Raw genomic sequence first — 20,165 nt, 5'->3', positions numbered from 1 at the left:
TTTATAATTCTAAGAAGTTTTGAATAAGCTTCGCGCCCGCTTTTGAAGAACGCTCAGGGTGGAATTGCACGCCGTAGTAGTTACCGCTTTGTACTGCTGCTGTGAACGGGTTGCCGTACTCGCATTCCGCAATCGTGTAATCCCCAACAGGCATTGCAAAGCTGTGCACGAAGTAGAAGTACTCACCTTCTTCAATACCTTTGAAAAGTGGATTACCTGCTTTTGCTGACACTGTATTCCAACCCATGTGCGGCAACGGCAAATCGCCAGTTTGTAGTAGCTTCACTTCGCCATCACAAAGCCCAAGACACTCAACCAACTCGTCGGCTTTCTGCCCTTTCTCTTGAGACACTTTGCCCAACAGTTGCATACCTAAACAGATACCTAACAACGGCTTTTCTACCTGTTTTACCAAGCTGATAAGATCGCGTTCTTCTAGGTTCTTCATCGCTTCGCTGGCGGTTCCCACACCCGGTAGGAATAGCTTATCTGCCGACAATACGACTTGCGGATCTTTTGAAATAGTTACGTCATAGCCTAGGCGTTCAATAGCAAACTTCACCGAAGAGACGTTGGCACAGCCAGTATCGATAATGACAACTTTCTGTTCTGTCACTGTTTTTCTCCTTGCTAAGGTTAGCCTTAAAGCACGCCTTTACTACTTGGTAGCTCAGTGCCTTCTACTTTGATTGCTTGGCGCAAAGTACGACCAAACGCTTTAAACAAGCTTTCAATGATGTGGTGATCATTGTTGCCCGCAGAAGACAGGTGCAGCGTACACGCTAGGGTGTCAGTCAGAGATCGGAAGAAGTGAACTACCATCTCTGTTGAAAGATCACCCACTTGCTCACGGCTGAATTGCGCGTCGAACTTTAGGTAAGGACGACCAGATAGGTCTAGTGCGCATTGTGCCAAACACTCATCCATTGGAAGGCTAAAGCCAAAGCGACCAATACCACGCTTGTCACCCAGTGCTTCTTTCAACGCTTGACCCAACGCAAGAGCGGTATCTTCTACCGTGTGGTGATCATCAATGTGCAGGTCACCTTCCACTTTGCACACCATTTGGAATCCACCGTGCGTCGCGATTTGATCCAGCATGTGGTCAAAGAAGCCAAGACCTGTAGAAATATCGTTCCCGCCTTGCTCGTCAAGATTAACGAATACTTTGATGTCCGTTTCTTTTGTGGTGCGAATGACTTCAGCAACGCGTGCCTTCACCGTTAGATCTTTCAAGATCTGTTTCCAACCCATGGTTTCTGGGTTGTATTGAATGCCACGAATTGCCATGTTTTCTGCAAGTTGAAGATCGGTTTGACGATCGCCAATCACAACAGAGTTTTGGAAATCCACTTTGCCACCTTGAAGGTACTCTTTTACCAAGCCCAATTTAGGCTTACGGCAAGAGCAGTTATCTTCATCGAAGTGAGGACAAATCAGCACGTCATCAAACTTCACACCTTGAGATTCAAAGATCTCCATCATCATGTTGTGTGGTGCATCAAAATCAGCTTGTGGGTAGCTGTCGGTACCCAAACCATCTTGGTTCGTAACCATCACTAAACGGTATCCTGCATCCTGCAACGACAACAGGCTTGGGATAACAAATGGCTCTAGTTTTAGTTTGTCTAAACGGTCTACTTGAAAATCAATCGGCGGCTCAACAATTAAGGTGCCATCACGATCAATAAAAAGGATTTTTTGTTGTTTGCTCACTCGGGAACTTCCTTATTGCTATTCTTTTGGCGCTCCCGCTTTTGAGCAAGAGCGATTAATTTGTCTCTACTTATGCGTAGTAGTTTCTAATAAATCCAAGCGTTTTTTCACACTCGTCGCGGTTACCAACACTGATACGTACACAGCTCTCAATTGGCGAGTTACGCAAAATAATGCCCGTATCCCAAGCCGCTTTGAAAAGATCATCGCCATCTGGGAATTTCACCAATAGGTAGTTCCCCCACCCTTCAAACACTTCTAAACCCGGAATCATTGAAAGGCCAACTTGCAAGTAAGCACGGTTTGCATTCAGATCAAGAACTTGGAACTTCGCTCGCGCTAAACCAGCTTCCGAAAGCGCCTGAGTCGCAATTTCTGCCACTGGAACCGGGACTGGATATGGTGCAATAACTTTAAGAAGTACATTAATCAGCTCTTCGTTCGCAAGCGTAAATCCACAACGCAGACCAGCAAGCGCGAAAGCTTTCGACAGAGTACGCAAAATCGCAAGATTCGGGTATTGCGCCAGTAGGTCTACCGTTGACGCTTCTGGACAAAAATCGATGTACGCTTCATCCATCACCACAATTGCACGGTCTTTTGTCATCTCAAGCAGAGACACAATGTCCTCACGCTTAACCAAGTTACCTGTTGGGTTGTTTGGCGAACATACAAAAACCAGTTTCACGTTATCCAGATTAGCTTCGATGCCTGCAAGGTCTAGTTGCCAATCTGACGTTAGCGGCACGGTTTTACGCTCTACACCGATGGTTTCTGCACTGATGGCGTACATACCGTAGGTCGGTGGACAGTAAAGAATCGCATCTTCACCCGGCTCACAGAACGCACGAATCAGTAGTTCAATACCTTCATCCGCTCCGCGAGAAGTCAGCGTTTGCTCTGGTTTCACACCCGCATAGGCTGCGTAAGCAGAAATCAGTTCTTTAGGCTGACATTCGCTGTAACGATTAAGACGAGCGAAGTCTGTTTTGTATTCATTATTGAATGGCGATTCGTTGGCGTTTAGCCATACGTCACCGGTACCACCAATTCGACGAGCCGACATATAAGGGGTAAGTTGTTGGACTTGTTTGCGCGCTAGCTTTTCCATCTCAATATCCTCTTACTTAGCTGCCAGTTTTTCTACACGGATCGTCACTGCACGTTTGTGTGCATCCAAACCTTCAGCTTCCGCCATGGTTACCACCGTTGGTGCAAGGTTCTTTAGACCATCAGCAGACAGTTCTTGAACCGTCATACGTTTCGAAAAGTCCGCTAAGCCTAAGCTTGAATATGTGCGTGTGTAACCGTAAGTAGGAAGAACGTGGTTAGTGCCCGATGCGTAATCACCTGCTGATTCAGGCGACCAATCACCTAGGAAGATAGAACCTGCGTTATCTAATAGAGGTAGAAGCTCGCGTGGGTTCTTAGTCTGAACAATTAAGTGCTCAGGACCGTAGTAATTCGAGATGGAAACCGATTGAGTAAGAGACTCGGCAATAATGATCAAGCTTGAAGCCAATGCTTGCTCGGCGATATCCGCACGAGATAGCTCATTAAGCTGACGTTGAACCGCATCCGTCACTTGATCCGCAATAACAGGAGAAGGAGTCACAAGTACCACTTGAGAATCAGGACCGTGCTCTGCTTGGCTCAAAAGATCCGCAGCAATAAAGTCTGCATCTGCGGTTTCATCGGCAATCACTAACACTTCTGACGGCCCTGCAGGCATATCAATCGCAGCACCGCGGAAATCATTGCTAACCTGACGTTTTGCTTCTGTCACATAAGCGTTACCTGGACCAAAGATCTTATCAACTTTCGATACAGTCTCTGTGCCGTAAGCCATTGCAGCAACAGCTTGGCCACCACCGACGTTGTACACTTCATCAATGCCGCACAGTTTTGCTACGTACAGAATCTCGTCAGCGATTGGCGGAGGAGAACAAAGCACCACTTTACGACAACCTGCAATTTTTGCAGGAACACCGAGCATTAGAACAGTCGAAGGCAGTGGCGCACTACCGCCAGGAATGTACAAACCCACTTTTTGAATTGGGCGTGTTACTTGCTCACAAAGGACACCCGGCTGAGTTTCTACTTTAATTGGTTGTGGCTTTTGTGCTTTGTGAAACTTCGAGATGTTTTCATAAGCTTGCTCAAGCGCACCTTTCATCTTATTAGAAAGGCGAGCAGACGCCTCATCGATTTCTTGAGCTGATACACGAATGGATTCCGGCTTCACACGGTCAAACTTCTCAGTCAGCTCCAATAATGCAGCATCACCCTCTTTACGAACTTTTGCGATTACTTCAGAAACCGCAGCAGTGATGTTTGCGCCTTCTGCGATTGCCGGACGTTCTAGAATCGAGTCTTGTTGAGTTTCACTCAGCGATTGCCATACAACTGTTCTCATTGCGATTACTCCATCATTTTTTCAATTGGTAGTACCAGAATTGAGCTCGCACCCAGTTCCTTTAACTGTTCCATGGTTTCCCAGAACAGGTTTTCAGTACTTACCAAATGAACCGCAACTTTTTGCTTGTCAGCAGATAGAGGTAATACCGTTGGGTCTTCTGCGCCAGGAAGTAGAGCTTTGATTTGGTCTAGCTTCTCAGCTGGTGCGTGTAGCATGATGTACTTAGACTCTTTTGCTTGCTGTACCCCTTGCATACGAGTCAGAAGTTTTTCGATTAGCGCGACTTTATCTGCATCAAATTCGCCGGTGCGTTGAATCAGTGTCGCTTTTGATTTGAAGATGATTTCTGCTTCTTTAAGGCCGTTCGCTTCCAACGTTGCACCAGTAGAGACTAAGTCAGCGATCGCATCAGCAAGACCAGCGCGAGGTGCTACTTCTACAGAGCCTGTCAGCATACATGTTGAGAAAGGAACGCCCGCTTCATCCATGTAAGCTTTTAGCAGTTGCGGGTATGTGGTTGCGATACGTTTGCCCGCTAGATCTTGAGGACCGTTGTACTCCTCGTCTTTATTGATTGCGATAGACAAACGGCAGCCACCGAAATCTAGACGACGAAGTGGAACAAATTCACATGGCTCGCCAAGCGCCTTACGATCAAGGCGAACTTCTTCAAGTTCGTTTTCACCAATAAAGCCAAGGTCAACAACGCCATCCATAATTAGACCAGGAATATCGTCGTCACGAACCAAAAGTAAATCAATTGGCATATTTTCAGAATGAACAACTAAGCGCTCACCCATCACGTTGAATTTCACGCCGCATTTTTTAAGTAGAGCTTGGCTCTCTTTGCTAAGACGACCTTTTTTCTGAATTGCAATTCTTAAGCGTTGTGTTTGCATTGCTTTATCCCTGTGCCAGATTCGGTAATTTAAATATTTTATAAACCAGTAAAACTAAAAAACCCTCGAGAGATTTTGGTCTCCCGAGGGTTTGAAATCTGTTTTCACTTTGATTTTCACCTCCGGGAGTTTCCTATCTCCCGGGTATGCGTACATCTCCCGAAAGACTAAATTGGGTGATGATGGTGATGAATGTTCATTACAAAATTACGCATACTTATTTCAAGGCTCTTCTCATTTGCTTTGTTAGTAACCACACTAACTAAGCTGATTACTTTTTTCAACCCTTAATTTTAAAAAAAATCGAATTGTATAATACAAATAAAAAAGGAGGCCGAAGCCTCCTATAATTTTACTTTTTAATTCAGTTAATTACGCACTCTGGCAAGATGCCATTTTTGACTTTGAAAGCCATGACAAAATCGCGCAAACGATAACGAATGTAATCGACGCTGCGATGAAAGAGAACGCAATAGAAGCTGTCATACCAAGAGCAATAAAGCCCACGCATGAAACAAGCGCGACTGATAATGCATAAGGTAACTGAGTTGATACGTGATCGATATGGTTACAACGTGCACCAGTCGATGACAAGATCGTCGTATCTGAGATTGGTGAACAGTGGTCACCGAATACCGCACCAGCAAGAACCGCACTTAGCATCGGTAGCATTAGCGCTACGTCTGTTGCGCCAGCCATATCACCCGCGATTGGTAGCATGATGCCGAACGTACCCCATGAAGTACCTGTTGAGAACGCCATTAGGCCAGATAACAAGAATAGGATAACTGGTAGCCAGTGTGGGTTAATGTTGCCTTGTGCCATTGTAGATAGGTAAGAACCTGTCTTCATGTCACCGATAACAGAACCGATAGTCCAAGCAAACACTAGGATTAGGATTGCACCAAACATTGATTTAGCACCAATCCAAAGCGTACGTGCAATCTCTACCACTGGTATGCCTTGCTTAATTACAGTGAACAGTGCCACTGCAAGACCAAGCAAACTACCGTAAATAAGAGAAGTACCAACATCTGTGTTCTCAAACGCACCTAGAAGCGCAAATTCTTTACCATCTGCTGCTAGTGCTTGACCACCGGTGTAAAGCATCGAAGCGATTGTAGCAATGATAAGCGTAACAATTGGAAGTACTAGGTCAGAAACCTTGCCCTTCTCGCTTTCGCGAATATCTAGCTCTTCGTTCAGCTCATGCGCTTCTTGAGTATCGTTTTCTTTATCTTTGTCGAAACCGCGACCTTGAGAAGCTGCGATTTCGTGCTCACGCATCTTACCAATGTCTAGACCAAACCACGCCACTGCAAATACCATTAGTAGAGCAAATACCGCGTAGAAGTTCATAGGAATAAGACGAACGTAAGCACCAAGAGCAGAGTACTCAGTGATACCGTGTGACACCAAGATGCCGCCGATAATAGTAATGATGTAAGCACCCCAACTAGAAGCAGGCATGATCACACACATTGGTGCAGCGGTTGAGTCAAGGATGTACGCAAGTTTAGCGCGAGACACATAGAAACGGTCAGTCACTGGGCGAGAGATCGCACCAACAGCAAGACTGTTAAAGTAATCGTCGACAAAAATGAACACGCCAAGGAAGGCTGCAAGAAGTTTAGAGCCGCGTTTACTTTTCACTCGTGTTTGCGCCCACTCAGCAAAAGCTCGAGTACCACCAGAAAGTGTTAACAGCGCAGTGGTCATTCCCAAAAGGATAAGGAAGCCAACAATACTCATGTTCCAAGTGTTGATACCACCGTCTTCAATAAAGACAGAAGAAACTTGAGAACTTACATAACCTATCGTGTTACCGATAGACCAATCGTTAAGTAGAACCGCACCAAGTACGATACCTACACCAAGAGAAACTAAAACACGTCGAGTTAGAATCGCCAGCGTCAGCGCGACAATAGGCGGTAATAACGAAACAGGAGAATGTGCAAAATCTATTAAATTCATGATCTTCAAAAACCAAAGTTTGGCTAGAGATCTACTGCAGACAAGTCACGTAGCATACGATACGTGCTCATGTTGAACTTAGCGACAGGGAAGCGAACACTTCACCCAACCCTACAGTAGCGCTCCATAGTTTAATGTAAATATACTATGGCAGTGTTGTTCCTTTCAGAGACAACCCCAGCAAGTGGTTTCGATAGGCCACTTACTTCGGCAATCTTCGCCTTCCACTATTATTCATTGGCATCACCCCAATAATAGCTACTCTTCGAGACTGCACCTCTACGGCAACAACAAACTTTTAACTGCTAATTGTACAAATTAGCAACAAATTGTCTGCAATATTGCATCAGGTGACAGTCATTGTACCTATGAAGCCTCCCAATGCAACACATCAAACTAAATTAAATGAATAAATAATCGAGCTTTTGATTTATAAATGAAATGTGATCCAATCATACATTGTGCAACTGCAATCGCTTCAACCTTGATGTTTATGAAACTTTATTACTACTATTAAATTCGCCATAGTTTTACGTGCAACAATAAATGAAAGAAATATGACGATACGAACATTCGATAGCTCGTCCTTTTCTGTCAGAAAAATGGAAATTTAATTCAAGCTATAAATAAACATGATGGTGATCGAGAAAAAGACAGTATCTATAAAGTAAAAAGTGTTAGAAATGGCTAATTAGATTTCAATTTGATTAATTAATATTGTTGATTACCGAAAAAACTAAAGAAATTTAATCTAAATCATGAATTAGCATTTGCACATATGAGAAAGATAAAGTTAAATATAAGGACTCTATGTTTTAATTCTAGTTTCGCATTTAATTTATCGTCTCGATAAGCAATGTCGAACCTTTTAACCTATTAATAGGAATCGTTATGTCAGAGCTGACTAAAACACTTCTAAATATCCGTAGCCTTCGTGCATTTTCTCGTGAGCTGACTCTAGAACAGTTAGAAGAAGCTCTAGATAAACTAACTATCGTTGTTGAAGAGCGTAAAGAAGCAGAAGAAGCAGACCGCGCAGCACAAGCTGAGCAAGAAGCAAAACTAGCTGCTATCGCTGAGCAAATCGCTCAAGACGGTATCGACGTTGAAGCACTAATTAGCGCACTTGCTGGTGAAACAAAAACTAAAGCAAAATCTAAACGCGCTCCTCGCCCTGCTAAATACAAATACACTGACGTTAGCGGCGAAGAAAAAACTTGGACAGGTCAAGGTCGTACACCTTCTGCAATCCAAGAGCAACTTGATGCAGGTAAATCTCTAGACGATTTCCTAATCTAATAAAAGATTTATGAATTTTAAAAAGGTTCCCAATGGGAACCTTTTTATTTATCTATAAATAGATACAAAAATGGCGCATTCGAAATGCGCCATTTTTTCACTTATGTGCAAAGTTGGGTAATTCAACAGAATGAATTAACGTTCCCAGTATGCCTCTTCCAAGCTATCTTCACGCTCAGGAAGACCACGTGAAAGACGTGGAGAATGCTGCACTAACACTTCGTAACTTGCTCGGTTCGCGTATTTACAAACTTGAGAGAACGAAGAATAAGTTAAATACTCATTACTGTGCTTACTTGAGTTAGGCACATTTTCTTTGTGGTATTTATTTGCTGCCATATCGTGAAGAACCGCAGACAATGCCGCATCGCCTGCGCCATTAGTGTTCTTAATTTTTTCAGGGCCACCCATGTATGGAGAGATATGTGAATATACTTTAATTGCATTTTCACATGAGTCTTTCTTAGCAGGACGGCTAAATTCGAAACGGTTAAATTCAGCAATAGAACCAGGAAGCAGTGGCAATGAAGTTTCACGCTTAGCGCTTTCTTCAGTGTAACCCGCCATAAACAGACCTACAGGACCAGCAGTACAAAGAACCAGATCAGCCCACTCAAGCGTCTTATCTGAAGCAGCTAGAGGATCAGACTCGCCCGTTAATGCTTCTGCTTCGTCTTCGTTCATCGCAACGACAGAAACATTGTCGCGAATGAATTCTTGCCAGAATGTTGGATCATCTTGAATAACGAATTTAGTACCTAGCGTTAATACCACTGGTACATCGTGCTTCTTCGCGTATTCAATAGCACGCATCGTTGCTTCCGGCATTGGGTCGCCTTCTTTACAACGAACAAGGTATGCAGTAAGAACTAGAGCAGATGCGCTCTTAAAGATCTTCTCAGGAATATTGTCTGGGTGCAGTTGGTTCATTTGACCTTCGCTGATTGCGAAAGTACGTTCACCATCTTCAGTAATCAGAGCAAAACAACGACCGATTGCACCCTCAACGCCTTGTAGGTAGTTCAGGTCCATACGGCTAGATGTGTTACATAGGTAGCGGTAACCGTAGCTGCCGATTTTGATATCTTGGCTCATTACGCCCAGAAGTGTTGAACGGTCATCGGCCAGCACTGAGTAGTTGTGCAGCGTATTACCGATCGTACCACCTGCATACTCATTGGTAATAAGGCATTCTGCTTTTAGCTGTTGGTACAAAGCTTCTGCTGTTGCGTCATCAATAACCAACGAGTGTCCTTTACTCAAACCGTACTTTTCAATCACATCCGTTGTCACTTTCGCTTCAATATCAACCAGCGTTTGATCAATGCCGATGATGTGAGTGCGCGTCATCTTTTTGCTTTCTTGTGCTTGGCTCACCAATGGGTCACGAGCATGAACAGGAAAATAGTGCTTGGATTTGCGTTGTCCAGGAAATTTCATATTGTTAGTCTGAGTAAGGGATGAAAAGGAGAACGGATTCTATACCGCCGTTATTAAAGCAGCAATAAAGGCAATTATAGCAAACGTTTGCAGTCTGCTTTTTTCTTTCAATCGGCCTATTCGCCTTCCATGAAACCCAAATCTGGTAATTGATCAAGGTGCTCGCTGTAGCGTTTAAGATTGAATTCACCTTCGTTTTTCATCACGTCAAAAATCTCAATCGACATTGCACATGCCATCATAGCAACCGCATCTTCACGTGGTGTACCTGTCATCATTAAACGCATCAGGGTTTCTTTTACTTTGAGCGGATTGCCATCTTCTAGCTGATTTTCAACAATTTCAATCAACTCACTTTCTTGCATAAATTGGTTTTCTTCAGTCATTTGCTTTTTCCTCTTGGATTTTTGCCAACTATGCCATATATAACCCTTCTATACTTATCGAATTTAATCCTCACCTTCGCATTTGGATAAATTTAAGCCAAAATCGAAGTGTGATTTCGATCTCGGATCTGTCACCGGTCAGTGGATTCTGGTAGAATCTGCGTCCCGTTAATTTTAGTGGTGTTTAGTAATGTCTGATAACAGCCAAAAGAAAGTCATCGTCGGTATGTCCGGCGGCGTTGATTCATCTGTTTCTGCGTATCTTCTAAAGCAACAAGGCTACCAAGTAGAAGGCCTGTTCATGAAGAACTGGGAAGAAGATGACAACGAAGAGTATTGTACAGCAGCAGAAGATCTTGCTGATGCTCAGGCAGTATGTGACAAGCTGGGCATTCATCTACACACCATCAACTTTGCTGCTGAATACTGGGATAACGTATTTGAGTACTTCCTTGCAGAATACAAAGCAGGTCGTACACCAAACCCAGACATTCTTTGTAACAAAGAAATCAAGTTCAAAGCATTCCTAGAGTTCGCTGATGAAGTGCTTGATGCGGATTACATTGCAATGGGTCACTACGTGCGTCGTTCTTTCCCTGAAAACGGTGAAAAACCACAAATGCTACGTGGTCTCGATGGCAACAAAGATCAAAGCTACTTCCTGTACACATTAAGCAACGAGCAAATCGCACGTAGCCTATTCCCTGTTGGTGATCTAGAAAAGCCAGAAGTACGCCGCATTGCGGAAGAGCAAGATCTAATCACAGCGAAGAAGAAAGACTCTACGGGTATTTGTTTCATCGGTGAACGCAAGTTTACAGAATTCCTAGGTCGCTACCTTCCAGCTCAACCAGGCAACATCGAAACACCTGAAGGCGAAGTGATTGGTCAACATCAAGGCCTGATGTACCACACTCTTGGTCAGCGTAAAGGTCTGCACATCGGTGGCCGTAAAGGTGGCGGTGGTAACGAAGACCCATGGTTCGTTGGTGAGAAAGACCTAGAGCGTAACGTTTTGATTGCCGTTCAAGGTAAAGACCATCCAATGTTGAAATCAGAAGGTCTACTTGCATCACAACTTCACTGGGTAGATCGTGAGCCAATTCGCGATGTTATGAAGTGCACAGTGAAAACTCGTTACCGTCAGGAAGATATTCCTTGTACAATCATCCCTATCGATGATGAAAACATTAAAGTGATCTTTGATGAGCCACAAATTGCTGTAACTCCAGGTCAATCAGCAGTGTTCTACAAAGATGACGTGTGCCTAGGTGGCGGCATCATCGAGCAACGCATTAAATATTCTCAAGCTTAGGAGTCGTTACGTGGCGAATACACTTTATGACCGTACTATCGCTTTTGCAGGTATCTGCCAAGCTGTTGCCTTAGTTCAACAGGTAGCGAGAAACGGACATTGTGATCAAGATGCCTTTGAAACGTCAATTAACGCCATTTTGAATACTAGCCCAGCGAACACCGTCGGTGTTTTCGGCCGTGAGGCCGACCTTAAGCTGGGTCTTGAATGCTTGGTGAAAGGGATTGATAGCACCCCATCGGGAAGTGAAGTCACTCGCTACATCATCAGCCTAATGGCATTAGAGCGCAAGCTATCGGGTCGTAACGATGCAATGTCACAACTTGGTGACCGCATTCAAATGGCTCAGCGTCAAACGGAACATTTTGAATTGCTAGATGATCAAATGATCAGCAACCTAGCAAGCATTTACTTGGATGTAGTCAGCCCTATTGGTCCTCGTATTCAAGTAACTGGTACTCCATCGGTACTGCAACAAACCTCTAACCAGCACAAAGTTCGTGCGCTGTTGTTATCGGGTATTCGTAGCGCAGTACTCTGGCGTCAAGTTGGCGGCAAGCGTCGCCACCTTATTTTCGGACGCAAGAAGATGGTAGAGCAAGCACAAATCCTTCTTGCTCGAATGTAATAAGGTATCAAGTAAGCAGCTCGCGTTTATCGCGAGCTCATTTTTTTCGACCAAAACAAATCTCGCGCAAACGTTTGCGCAATATTCGTGACAATTGCCACAGTTATTGGTATAAAGCTCACGAAATTTAGAAACCCAATTCAGGAGAACATCATGGAACTGTCAGCATTGACTGCTGTTTCACCAGTAGACGGCCGTTACGGAAGCAAGACAATTGCGTTACGCGAAATTTTCAGTGAATACGGTCTACTAAAGTACCGTACTATCGTTGAAATCCGCTGGCTACAAAAGCTTGCTGCTACTGCTGAAATTGCAGAAGTGCCAGCGTTTAGCGCTGAAGCAAACCAATTCCTAGACGACCTTGCTGCAAACTTCTCTGAAGAAGATGCACGCCGTATCAAAGAGATCGAGCGTACAACTAACCACGACGTAAAAGCGGTTGAGTACTTCCTAAAAGAGAAAGTAGCAGACGTTCCTGAACTGCACGCAGTAAACGAGTTCTTCCACTTCGCATGTACTTCTGAAGACATCAACAACACATCACACGCTCTAATGCTTAAAGAAGCGCGTGAGAACGTGATTCTTCCAGAAATCCGTAACCTAATCGACGCTATCAAAGCGCTAGCAGTGGAATACCGCGACATTCCTCTTCTATCTCGTACACACGGTCAGCCAGCTTCTCCATCTACTATGGGTAAAGAAATGGCAAACGTGGCGTACCGTATGGAGCGTCAATTCAAGCAAATCGAAAACGTTGAGATCCTAGCGAAAATCAACGGTGCAGTAGGTAACTACAACGCACACCTTTCTGCTTACCCAGAGCTAGATTGGCACAAGTTCTCTGAAGAATTCATCACTGAGTCTCTAGGCGTAACTTGGAACCCTTACACAACTCAAATCGAACCGCACGATTACATCGCTGAACTGTTCGACGCTATCGCTCGTTTCAACACTATCCTGATTGACTTCGACCGTGATGTTTGGGGTTACATTGCACTAGGCCACTTCAAGCAAAAAACTATTGCTGGTGAGATCGGTTCTTCAACAATGCCTCACAAAGTTAACCCAATCGACTTTGAAAACTCAGAGGGTAACCTAGGTCTTGCGAACGCTGTATTCGGCCACCTTGCACAGAAACTGCCTATCTCTCGTTGGCAGCGTGACCTTACTGACTCAACAGTTCTACGTAACCTTGGTGTTGGTGTTGGCTACGCAATCATCGCTTACACTTCTACGCTTAAAGGCATCAGCAAGCTAGAAGTAAACCGTGAAGCGCTTCTTGCTGAACTAGACAAGAACTGGGAAGTACTAGCAGAGCCAGTACAAACAGTAATGCGTCGTTACGGTATCGAGAAGCCATACGAGAAGCTAAAAGAGCTAACTCGTGGTAAGCGTGTAGACGGCGAAGCAATGCGTAACTTCATCGACGGCCTTGAGCTTCCTGAGCACGAGAAAGCACGTCTGAAAGAGATGACACCAGCGAACTACATCGGTCAAGCAATCGAGCTGACAGATAAGCTGTAAGAGAATCGAGAATCGAGAATCGAGAATCGAGAATCGAGAATCGAGAATCGAGAATCGGATAATTTTGAGGGTTGACGTGAAAGCGTCAACCCTTTCTTTTTATGGGAACGGGCTTTGCCCTATGGAACACTAAGATTCGGGATAAAAGATTAGGTGGCGATTGCTATCAACACTTTCTAAACTCAACTTCCCTTCATTAAACCTTCAACGCCCCACTCACGATTCCTAAAGCGAAGCGCTCCCAAATCTCGATTCTTTATTTCTATTGCCTCTGAAAGAAAAGAGTAATCGTCCCGACTTCAACGCCAAACTTCTTAATCTTGGTGAGATTAAACACGTGCATGTCATCTTGGCGGTAAAGCCAGTCATCGAACGATACCGTGATGGTTGAGTCATCCATCTTTAACTCGAAGTCGTATTGCCATTGCAGCGCATTACCTATCTCTTTACCGGTCGCAACACCGATGATGTCGTCCGCTTTACCTTGATAAGTGCCGTCTTCGAGTCTGGTAATGACCCATATACGCTGGTCTAGCTCGCCATCATCAAATACAAAGTCTTCCACCAGCGTTAGTTCGTTGCCTTCAACCGTGCCGACAATATCGACTTCAAACCGACGAGTTTGTTTCTCGGTGTAGTCCTGCACCATTCCCCATGCCTTGACGTCACCTTCGAAATAGCCAAACAGGTCAAACGCTGGCGATGACGCTTGGTAATTATCAATGTCAGCAGAGCACGCGCTGAGCAGCGTTACCGCCGCAATCAAGGGCGCTTTGAGCATTCGTTTTAGTAATTTCACTACCTTACCTGCCCTATCAGTTGTTTACGAAGTTTGGGAAATTCTGTTTGTGGCGACAGCCAAATAGAAAGGAATGCATCATTGAGGCGCTCATCTTTAACGTAGCCAACGGTTTGGTAAGGCTTGCTGCCTGCTTGGCGGTAAATAAGCTGGCCGTTTTTACCATCGGTGAGGTAAGTAAGCTCGTCGCCTTTCTTGATATCAGGGAACATCGTGTTCAATTCAGAAATCCACTGCTGACGATAGGCCTGAGTAAATCCCAGTTTCTGCCATTGTTCATCAGTAACATCCAAGAGCTGTTCCTTGCTTATATCGCGCTGGTAGTTAATCTCCAACGCAAAAGGATGTGGTGACACGTCACCAGACACTTGATATTGCCCGTCGGGCGTTTTTAAACGAGACTTGTAAATGTCAAAAATAAACCACGTGAGCTGAGCTTCACCCACCGTCTGCCATTGTTGCCAACTGCTCGTGTCTGTTGTGATACTAGAACCCGCGACATTCTGAGCTTGCAAAGGCACCGCACAGAACAAGGAGGCGACCATTACACTGCTAGTCAGCTTCCGTTTCCAATTTCTCTTCAAGCTTTTCATTTCCGTACACCTTGAGTATCAAGAGCATCATTGCGCACCATTCGACAAATAAGAGCATGAGAGTGGTGCCAACGCTAAATCCAAATTCAACGGCTTGGAGCTTATAGCCAGCAAAGTAGCTCGCTGTTCCTCCGAGTCCGCCTACTATTGATACGTAGGTTTTTGGGAAACGGTACAAAATTGACTTAAGTTGATAGGCATACCAAGAAAACAAAACCCACAAGCATATTAACCAGACAGGCAGCCACGGGGTTGGAAAGACAAAGACAGAGAGTTGTTGATTGAGCGTATCAAGCACGAGCCCGACCGTGACGATCACACCAATACTTTTGAGCGAAGATGCGTCGGTTTTTAGACAATACAGTATGGTTGCCAAAGTAAGGAATAACGTCACCCATTGCCCTTGATAGGTTCCAAGCACTGCAGCAAACCAGCAGAGTTGGAACCATGTCGAAGCAAGAAATACCTTCATAACGAACTACGGGCGTTGAAATGTCATGTGAACGGCACTGATCGTGCGAGCCAAAAAGCCACCTTCACAGTAGCTCAAATAGTAGCGCCACATACGTACAAAGCGGTCGTCGTAGCCAAATGAGCGCACTTCACTCTCTGCTCGATTAAAACGTAGGTGCCATTCGTTCAGCGTCTTGGCGTAGTCCAAACCAATATCGAACAAGTCTCGCGTCACTAAGTCACTGTACTTTGTTGTTGCTTGAGTGAGTGAGGTTACAGAAGGTAAAAAGCCGCCAGGGAAAATGTACTTCTGAATGAAGTCGACGTTGTTACTGTAGTAATCATAACGTTGGTCGGCAATCGTAATCGCTTGAATCGCCATCAAACCACCAGACCTCAGCAAAGACTCACAAACCTTAATGTACGAAGGCAGGAATTGTTTACCCACGGCTTCAATCATTTCAATAGAAACAAGCTTGTCGTAAGTACCGGTTAGGTTGCGGTAATCTTCTTTGAGTAGAGTGATTTTGTCTTCTAAGCCACGCTCTTTGATCTTCTGCTCTGCGTACGCGTGCTGCTCTTCAGATATCGTTGTTGTGGTAACCTGACAGCCGTATTGTTCGGCCATATAAATCGCCATAGCGCCCCACCCAGTGCCAATTTCAACAACATGATCAGTAGGCTTCAGCTCAAGTTGCTGACATAGACGATCCATTTTGTTGATTTGAGCCTGCTCTAGAGAGTCATCCGCATTATTGTAAAGCGCCGATGAGTACAACATATTGGTATCAAGGAACGCTTCATAAAGGTTGTTACCCAAATCGTAATGGGCATGTATGTTTTTACGCGAGTTCTCTTCAGAGTTTCTGTTGGACCAATGGCTGAACTTGTACAGCAGCTTAGTAAGCCAACTGCCCTGCTCTTCCAGCTTGTCGAGCGCACGTAAGTTAAGCGCCATCAGCTTCATTAGAGCCGTCAAATCTGGACTGTCCCACCAGCCGTCCATGTAAGCTTCGCCTGCGGCAATACTGCCACCTTGCAATAGACGCGAATAAAACCCAGGATGCTTCACTTCAATGGTTGCCACCACAGGTTCGCCATTGTAGTCCCCGTTCGGGGTTGAAAAGCGCTCACTGCGCTCCGTCGTCTCGGTCTTGAAGCTTTCAATCACCGTTAGACACCCGATTTCCATTTTTTGCAGACACTGGAAAAGAACTCCACGAGCCGCTTTTTGAGTCGTCGTTAATTCACGCGGCATTGCCATAGAAGTCGTATTTAACATGCAGAGTTCTCCTTGTGCTTATTATTCTTTTCTTCTTTACTCACTTGCTCAGGTTCTGTCGTTTCAAGTTGAACGTATTTAGGGTGTGAGTAAAACGGCGCGCCTTTAAGCCATAGTTTGAGAGCGTGCCAATAGATACCGACCATTACTTTTACCGTTTGAATTGGCGTAACGATCAAGCATTTCAATAAGGTTTTGCTTGAAAGCGGTTTGGCTTTCATTGCCATCGTCGCATCGAAGTGTTTTTCCCCTTTGTGACATTCAAGATGAATATTCAACTTGTCTGTCAGAGGTTTAACTTTCCAACGATAGAGTTGGTCAACTGGATTAAATGGTGAGACGTGGAACGCTTTATCTTGCTCCCAACCAAATTCCTTGTCTTCTTTGTCTGCCGATACCGCGTAATAATGTCGTTCATTCCAAGGGGTATTGCTCACCTCTGCTAGGAGGTATTTCCATTCACCTTCCTTGTTATAAACGTAGTAGAAATTAACTGGACTGAAATACAGCCCTAAATATCTCAGGTGACAAACTGCGACGACTTTGCCAGTACAGCGAACACCGGTCAGTTCTTCAACTTTGTTCTGCACTGCCGACTTAACACTACCTTCGCCGATGTAATCACTGCGCTTGAAGCGTGCCCAATGCCACCACCGCGAACCAAAGCCCCATACTTTTTTCTCTAAAGCATCAAGCTCATCGACATCAATGGCAGGCATAAACAATGAGTAGTTCAACTCATGATTCACAGGCGTGAATCGACGGTGGCGAACATTTCCTATAAACAGTCGGCTGTTCATCTGGCTATCCATATCACGCCGCGCCTTTTTCAAAAGGAACCACATTTTGTTCGCGATACTTTTCTTCTAATCCCTTAACTACGTCAATCGCGCTGCGCACACCATCTTCATGGAAACCGTTGTACCAATAAGCGCCGCAGAACCATGTGCTCTGTTTACCTTGAACTTCGTCTTTGCGCTGCTGCGCTGCTATCGACTCCGTAGTAAATACAGGATGATGATAAATAAATGAGCGCAGAATCTTGTTTGGGTTGATTTGATTGGTGCTGTTCAACGTTACGCAAAATGTATGTTCTGATTGAACGTGCTGAAGGATGTTCATATTGTAAGTGAGCGAAGGAAGACGTTGTTGCTCGTCTTCGCTGCCTTCCAAAAGGTAGTTCCAAGATGCCCACGCCGCCTTGCGTTTTGGCAATAGACCGGTATCGGTATGAAGAACAACTTCATTAGCTTGGTACGTCATATCCCCCAATATTTCCTGCTCAATTGGGCTGATATCCTCTAGCATTCGCATTGCTTGATCGCTGTGACAAGCGAAGATCACGTCATCAAACCAATGTGTTTCTCCGAGAACTTGAACGCCAACGCCCTTTTCGTTGCGAATCACTTTTTCGACAGGGCTGTTTAGACGAATATTCTCGGCAAAACCTTTGGTCAATGGTGGAATGTAAGAGCGTGAACCACCTTTAATCACATACCATTGTGGTCGGTTAGTCACATCCAACAAACCGTGGTTGAGGAAGAAGCGCAAGAAGAACATGAGCGGAAACGCGCGCATATCCGCTAAAGTCGACGACCAAATCGCAGCGCCCATTGGCAAAATATAATTGTCAGAAAAGAATGCACTGAATTTGTGCTCATCAAGAAAAGCGCCTAGCGTTTGAGATTGCGTTGATGGCTCGTTGGCAAAGCGTTTTGCAAGTTTATTAAAACGCAAGATCTCGAAAATAAAGCGATAGAACTTAGGGTTTGCCCAGTTACGTTTTTGAGCAAACAATGTCGACACGGTATGGCCGTTGTACTCTAACCCGTTCCCATCATTTCTGACACTGAAGCTCATTTGAGTCGGCAGACCTTCAACGCCAATCTCGTTCATCATTTTGATAAAGTTTGGGTACGTACGATCGTTATAAACGATAAACCCAGTGTCGATTGCATACTCTTTGCCATCAAGGCTGACATCAACGGTTGCAGTGTGGCCGCCAATGTAATCATTCGCTTCAAACAGCGTTACGTCATGTTCTTTATGCAAGTAATAGCCACAAGTAAGGCCAGAGATACCCGTTCCAACGATGGCGATTTTCTTTCTTCCTGCCGTGTTCATGCTTCTTCCTTCTTATGATACGAGTTTTGCGGTTAGCCGAGCTTGCCAGCTGTATGGAAGCAACGAGATAAAACGTAAAATTCCGGTAAATCTCGCTGGGAAATAAATATGGTTTTTGTTGGCATCCAATTGTTTTCGGATGGCAGCCGAGGCCTGATTGGCGGTAACAATCATCGGCATATCAAAGGTGTTCTTATCTGTGAGTGGCGTTTCAACAAAGCCAGGAAACACTGTCACGACTTTGATGCCTTTCTTTTTCAAGTCGACGGCTAGTGTGCGGGCAAAATAGCTGACTGCCGCTTTGGACGCGCCATAGGCTTCTGCACGAGGTAATGCCACCTCTGATGCGATTGACCCGACAATTACAACGCGATGCCCACGTTCAAACCGCCCCTGACACGCTTCAACACAATTCGCCACACCTACAACGTTAACGTTCATGACACGCGCCATGAGTTTCGCATCCACTATGCCGTCGTCCATATATTCACAGTCGCCAGCGTTAAAGATCCAAGTTTCAGGAGTGAACGGCAGTTGTGAAAGCGCTTGAATCGTTTCATCGTACTGAGTCACATCGAAGCGTAATGTCGAGATGTTGGTCGACGCAGCTTCTAACTCAGCCAACACCGCTTCGTTGCGGCCGCACGCAATCACTTTCCAACCTTTACTGGCGTAATCCAAAGCGAGCTGCTTACCAATGCCAGACGTTGCGCCAGTGATAAGAACTGAACCGCTCATTGTCCTAGCCTCTGCTTAATGGTTCTAACGACAGAGCCAAGTAGAGGAAGGTTTTCATACAGCATCTCTCCTAAATCGAAATAGTCTCGATGGTAGATAACCTGCCCTTCACTGAACTTGAGATGAGAAACACCATTTACTGAAATCGGCGCGCCTTTCTGTAGTTTTGGGTGCTGTAAATCCATGGTCCAAGTAAGAAACCCTGTCTCGCCCACTTGTTGATGATCGTGAATGATAAAATCACAACGGATAACGTTGGTGTAGAGCGATTGAAAATAATCGGAAAGCGCAGGCCAGCCCTCTAGACGATGAGCAGCATCTTCAAAAACCACATCCTGGTGGTATACCCCTTCAAGCAAGTGCAAATTCGCTTTGCTCAGCTTTTGATATATGTTGCCAACTGAATGAATGTCCATTTCTATGCTCCTATACTACTTCAACAGTTGTACAAAATTATTATATGTACAAGATAGACCAATCATGAAAAGTTGTACAAAAATATTTTTGTATAACTTTGTTTCTGTAGAGTGATACGTGATGGAGTGCGGTAGAGATCAATAGATACAAAAAAAGGCT

The 20,165-nt window shown here is 44.8% G+C and carries 20 protein-coding genes, 1 riboswitch and 1 other annotated feature; of the genes, 4 read left to right on the top strand and 16 right to left on the bottom strand.

Annotation, left to right across the window (positions count from 1 at the left end):
* Nucleotide 1 precedes the first annotated feature (1 nt).
* The 6 genes from hisH to tet(35) form a co-directional block, all read right to left on the bottom strand.
* Nucleotides 2–616: an imidazole glycerol phosphate synthase subunit HisH gene (gene hisH, locus ATB78_RS05830; RefSeq protein WP_005389830.1), complete on the bottom strand. Its 615-nt coding sequence runs from the start codon at nucleotides 614–616 to the stop codon at nucleotides 2–4.
* 26 nt (nucleotides 617–642) lie between these two features.
* Complete coding sequence (gene hisB / locus ATB78_RS05825) at nucleotides 643–1,716, bottom strand: bifunctional histidinol-phosphatase/imidazoleglycerol-phosphate dehydratase HisB (protein WP_020196971.1); 1,074 nt, start codon at nucleotides 1,714–1,716, stop codon at nucleotides 643–645.
* A 70-nt stretch (nucleotides 1,717–1,786) separates the two neighbouring features.
* Nucleotides 1,787–2,827, bottom strand: coding sequence for a histidinol-phosphate transaminase (hisC, locus tag ATB78_RS05820; RefSeq protein WP_061008078.1), 1,041 nt, complete (start codon nucleotides 2,825–2,827; stop codon nucleotides 1,787–1,789).
* Between the two features lie 12 nt (nucleotides 2,828–2,839).
* The gene (hisD, locus tag ATB78_RS05815) at nucleotides 2,840–4,132 is read right to left on the bottom strand and encodes a histidinol dehydrogenase (RefSeq protein ID WP_061008077.1); all 1,293 of its coding nucleotides are present in this window, start codon (nucleotides 4,130–4,132) and stop codon (nucleotides 2,840–2,842) included.
* A gap of 5 nt (nucleotides 4,133–4,137) precedes the next feature.
* Nucleotides 4,138–5,034 carry an ATP phosphoribosyltransferase gene (hisG, locus tag ATB78_RS05810; RefSeq protein WP_020196974.1) on the bottom strand — a complete coding sequence of 299 codons (897 nt, stop codon included), beginning with the start codon at nucleotides 5,032–5,034 and terminating at the stop codon, nucleotides 4,138–4,140.
* A 53-nt stretch (nucleotides 5,035–5,087) separates the two neighbouring features.
* Nucleotides 5,088–5,226: a sequence feature (His leader region), on the bottom strand.
* A 180-nt stretch (nucleotides 5,227–5,406) separates the two neighbouring features.
* The gene (gene tet(35) / locus ATB78_RS05805; protein WP_061008076.1) at nucleotides 5,407–7,008 is read right to left on the bottom strand and encodes a tetracycline efflux Na+/H+ antiporter family transporter Tet(35); all 1,602 of its coding nucleotides are present in this window, start codon (nucleotides 7,006–7,008) and stop codon (nucleotides 5,407–5,409) included.
* 109 nt (nucleotides 7,009–7,117) lie between these two features.
* Nucleotides 7,118–7,298, bottom strand: a riboswitch (Lysine riboswitch).
* A gap of 601 nt (nucleotides 7,299–7,899) precedes the next feature.
* On the opposite strand from tet(35), the gene ATB78_RS05800 reads away from it, so the two are divergent.
* A complete protein-coding gene (locus ATB78_RS05800; protein ID WP_005437211.1) occupies nucleotides 7,900–8,307 on the top strand; it encodes an H-NS family nucleoid-associated regulatory protein in 408 nt (135 codons plus the stop codon).
* 135 nt (nucleotides 8,308–8,442) lie between these two features.
* Here ATB78_RS05800 and ATB78_RS05795 read toward each other — a convergent pair whose 3' ends face one another.
* Nucleotides 8,443–9,747 (bottom strand): inosine/guanosine kinase, encoded by a 1,305-nt coding sequence (locus ATB78_RS05795; protein ID WP_061008075.1) that lies wholly within the window; start codon nucleotides 9,745–9,747, stop codon nucleotides 8,443–8,445.
* A gap of 116 nt (nucleotides 9,748–9,863) precedes the next feature.
* Entirely contained in the window at nucleotides 9,864–10,133 is a 270-nt protein-coding gene (locus ATB78_RS05790; RefSeq protein ID WP_005437209.1) for a hypothetical protein, read from the bottom strand.
* Between the two features lie 190 nt (nucleotides 10,134–10,323).
* Here ATB78_RS05790 and mnmA point away from each other — a divergent pair, with 190 nt between their 5' ends.
* The 3 genes from mnmA to purB all read left to right on the top strand — a co-directional run bounded on the left by mnmA (nucleotide 10,324) and on the right by purB (nucleotide 13,600).
* Nucleotides 10,324–11,448, top strand: a complete 1,125-nt coding sequence (gene mnmA, locus ATB78_RS05785; RefSeq protein ID WP_009705752.1) for a tRNA 2-thiouridine(34) synthase MnmA — start codon at nucleotides 10,324–10,326, stop codon at nucleotides 11,446–11,448.
* 10 nt (nucleotides 11,449–11,458) lie between these two features.
* Nucleotides 11,459–12,076: a high frequency lysogenization protein HflD gene (hflD, locus tag ATB78_RS05780; RefSeq protein WP_045478697.1), complete on the top strand. Its 618-nt coding sequence runs from the start codon at nucleotides 11,459–11,461 to the stop codon at nucleotides 12,074–12,076.
* A gap of 153 nt (nucleotides 12,077–12,229) precedes the next feature.
* Complete coding sequence (gene purB / locus ATB78_RS05775; RefSeq protein WP_005378198.1) at nucleotides 12,230–13,600, top strand: adenylosuccinate lyase; 1,371 nt, start codon at nucleotides 12,230–12,232, stop codon at nucleotides 13,598–13,600.
* A gap of 262 nt (nucleotides 13,601–13,862) precedes the next feature.
* Here purB and ATB78_RS05770 read toward each other — a convergent pair whose 3' ends face one another.
* From ATB78_RS05770 to ATB78_RS05735, 8 genes are read right to left on the bottom strand one after another with little or no spacing between them, the layout of a single operon-like run.
* Nucleotides 13,863–14,381: a DUF3833 domain-containing protein gene (locus tag ATB78_RS05770; protein WP_045478699.1), complete on the bottom strand. Its 519-nt coding sequence runs from the start codon at nucleotides 14,379–14,381 to the stop codon at nucleotides 13,863–13,865.
* Nucleotides 14,382–14,398: 17 nt separating this feature from the next.
* A complete protein-coding gene (locus ATB78_RS05765) occupies nucleotides 14,399–14,992 on the bottom strand; it encodes a chalcone isomerase family protein (protein ID WP_061008074.1) in 594 nt (197 codons plus the stop codon).
* Nucleotides 14,952–15,464, bottom strand: a complete 513-nt coding sequence (locus ATB78_RS05760; protein WP_061008073.1) for a DUF2878 domain-containing protein — start codon at nucleotides 15,462–15,464, stop codon at nucleotides 14,952–14,954. The genes ATB78_RS05765 and ATB78_RS05760 overlap by 41 nt, the downstream gene beginning before the upstream one ends.
* A gap of 6 nt (nucleotides 15,465–15,470) precedes the next feature.
* Entirely contained in the window at nucleotides 15,471–16,727 is a 1,257-nt protein-coding gene (locus tag ATB78_RS05755) for a cyclopropane-fatty-acyl-phospholipid synthase family protein (protein ID WP_061008072.1), read from the bottom strand.
* Nucleotides 16,721–17,539 (bottom strand): DUF1365 family protein, encoded by an 819-nt coding sequence (locus tag ATB78_RS05750; RefSeq protein WP_061008071.1) that lies wholly within the window; start codon nucleotides 17,537–17,539, stop codon nucleotides 16,721–16,723. Before ATB78_RS05750 ends, ATB78_RS05755 begins: the two co-directional genes overlap by 7 nt.
* A gap of 1 nt (nucleotide 17,540) precedes the next feature.
* On the bottom strand, nucleotides 17,541–18,851 hold the full coding sequence (locus tag ATB78_RS05745) for an NAD(P)/FAD-dependent oxidoreductase (RefSeq protein ID WP_061008070.1): 1,311 nt from the start codon (nucleotides 18,849–18,851) through the stop codon (nucleotides 17,541–17,543).
* A 12-nt stretch (nucleotides 18,852–18,863) separates the two neighbouring features.
* Nucleotides 18,864–19,589: an SDR family oxidoreductase gene (locus ATB78_RS05740; RefSeq protein WP_061008069.1), complete on the bottom strand. Its 726-nt coding sequence runs from the start codon at nucleotides 19,587–19,589 to the stop codon at nucleotides 18,864–18,866.
* The gene (locus ATB78_RS05735) at nucleotides 19,586–20,005 is read right to left on the bottom strand and encodes a nuclear transport factor 2 family protein (protein WP_005437198.1); all 420 of its coding nucleotides are present in this window, start codon (nucleotides 20,003–20,005) and stop codon (nucleotides 19,586–19,588) included. Before ATB78_RS05735 ends, ATB78_RS05740 begins: the two co-directional genes overlap by 4 nt.
* Between the last annotated feature and the right edge of the window lie 160 nt (nucleotides 20,006–20,165).

The organism is Vibrio sp. CUB2 (genome assembly GCF_001557945.1).
GTDB lineage: Bacteria > Pseudomonadota > Gammaproteobacteria > Enterobacterales > Vibrionaceae > Vibrio > Vibrio owensii.
Note: the sequence above shows the minus strand (reverse complement) of the source record. Positions and strands in the feature narration are given on the sequence as shown.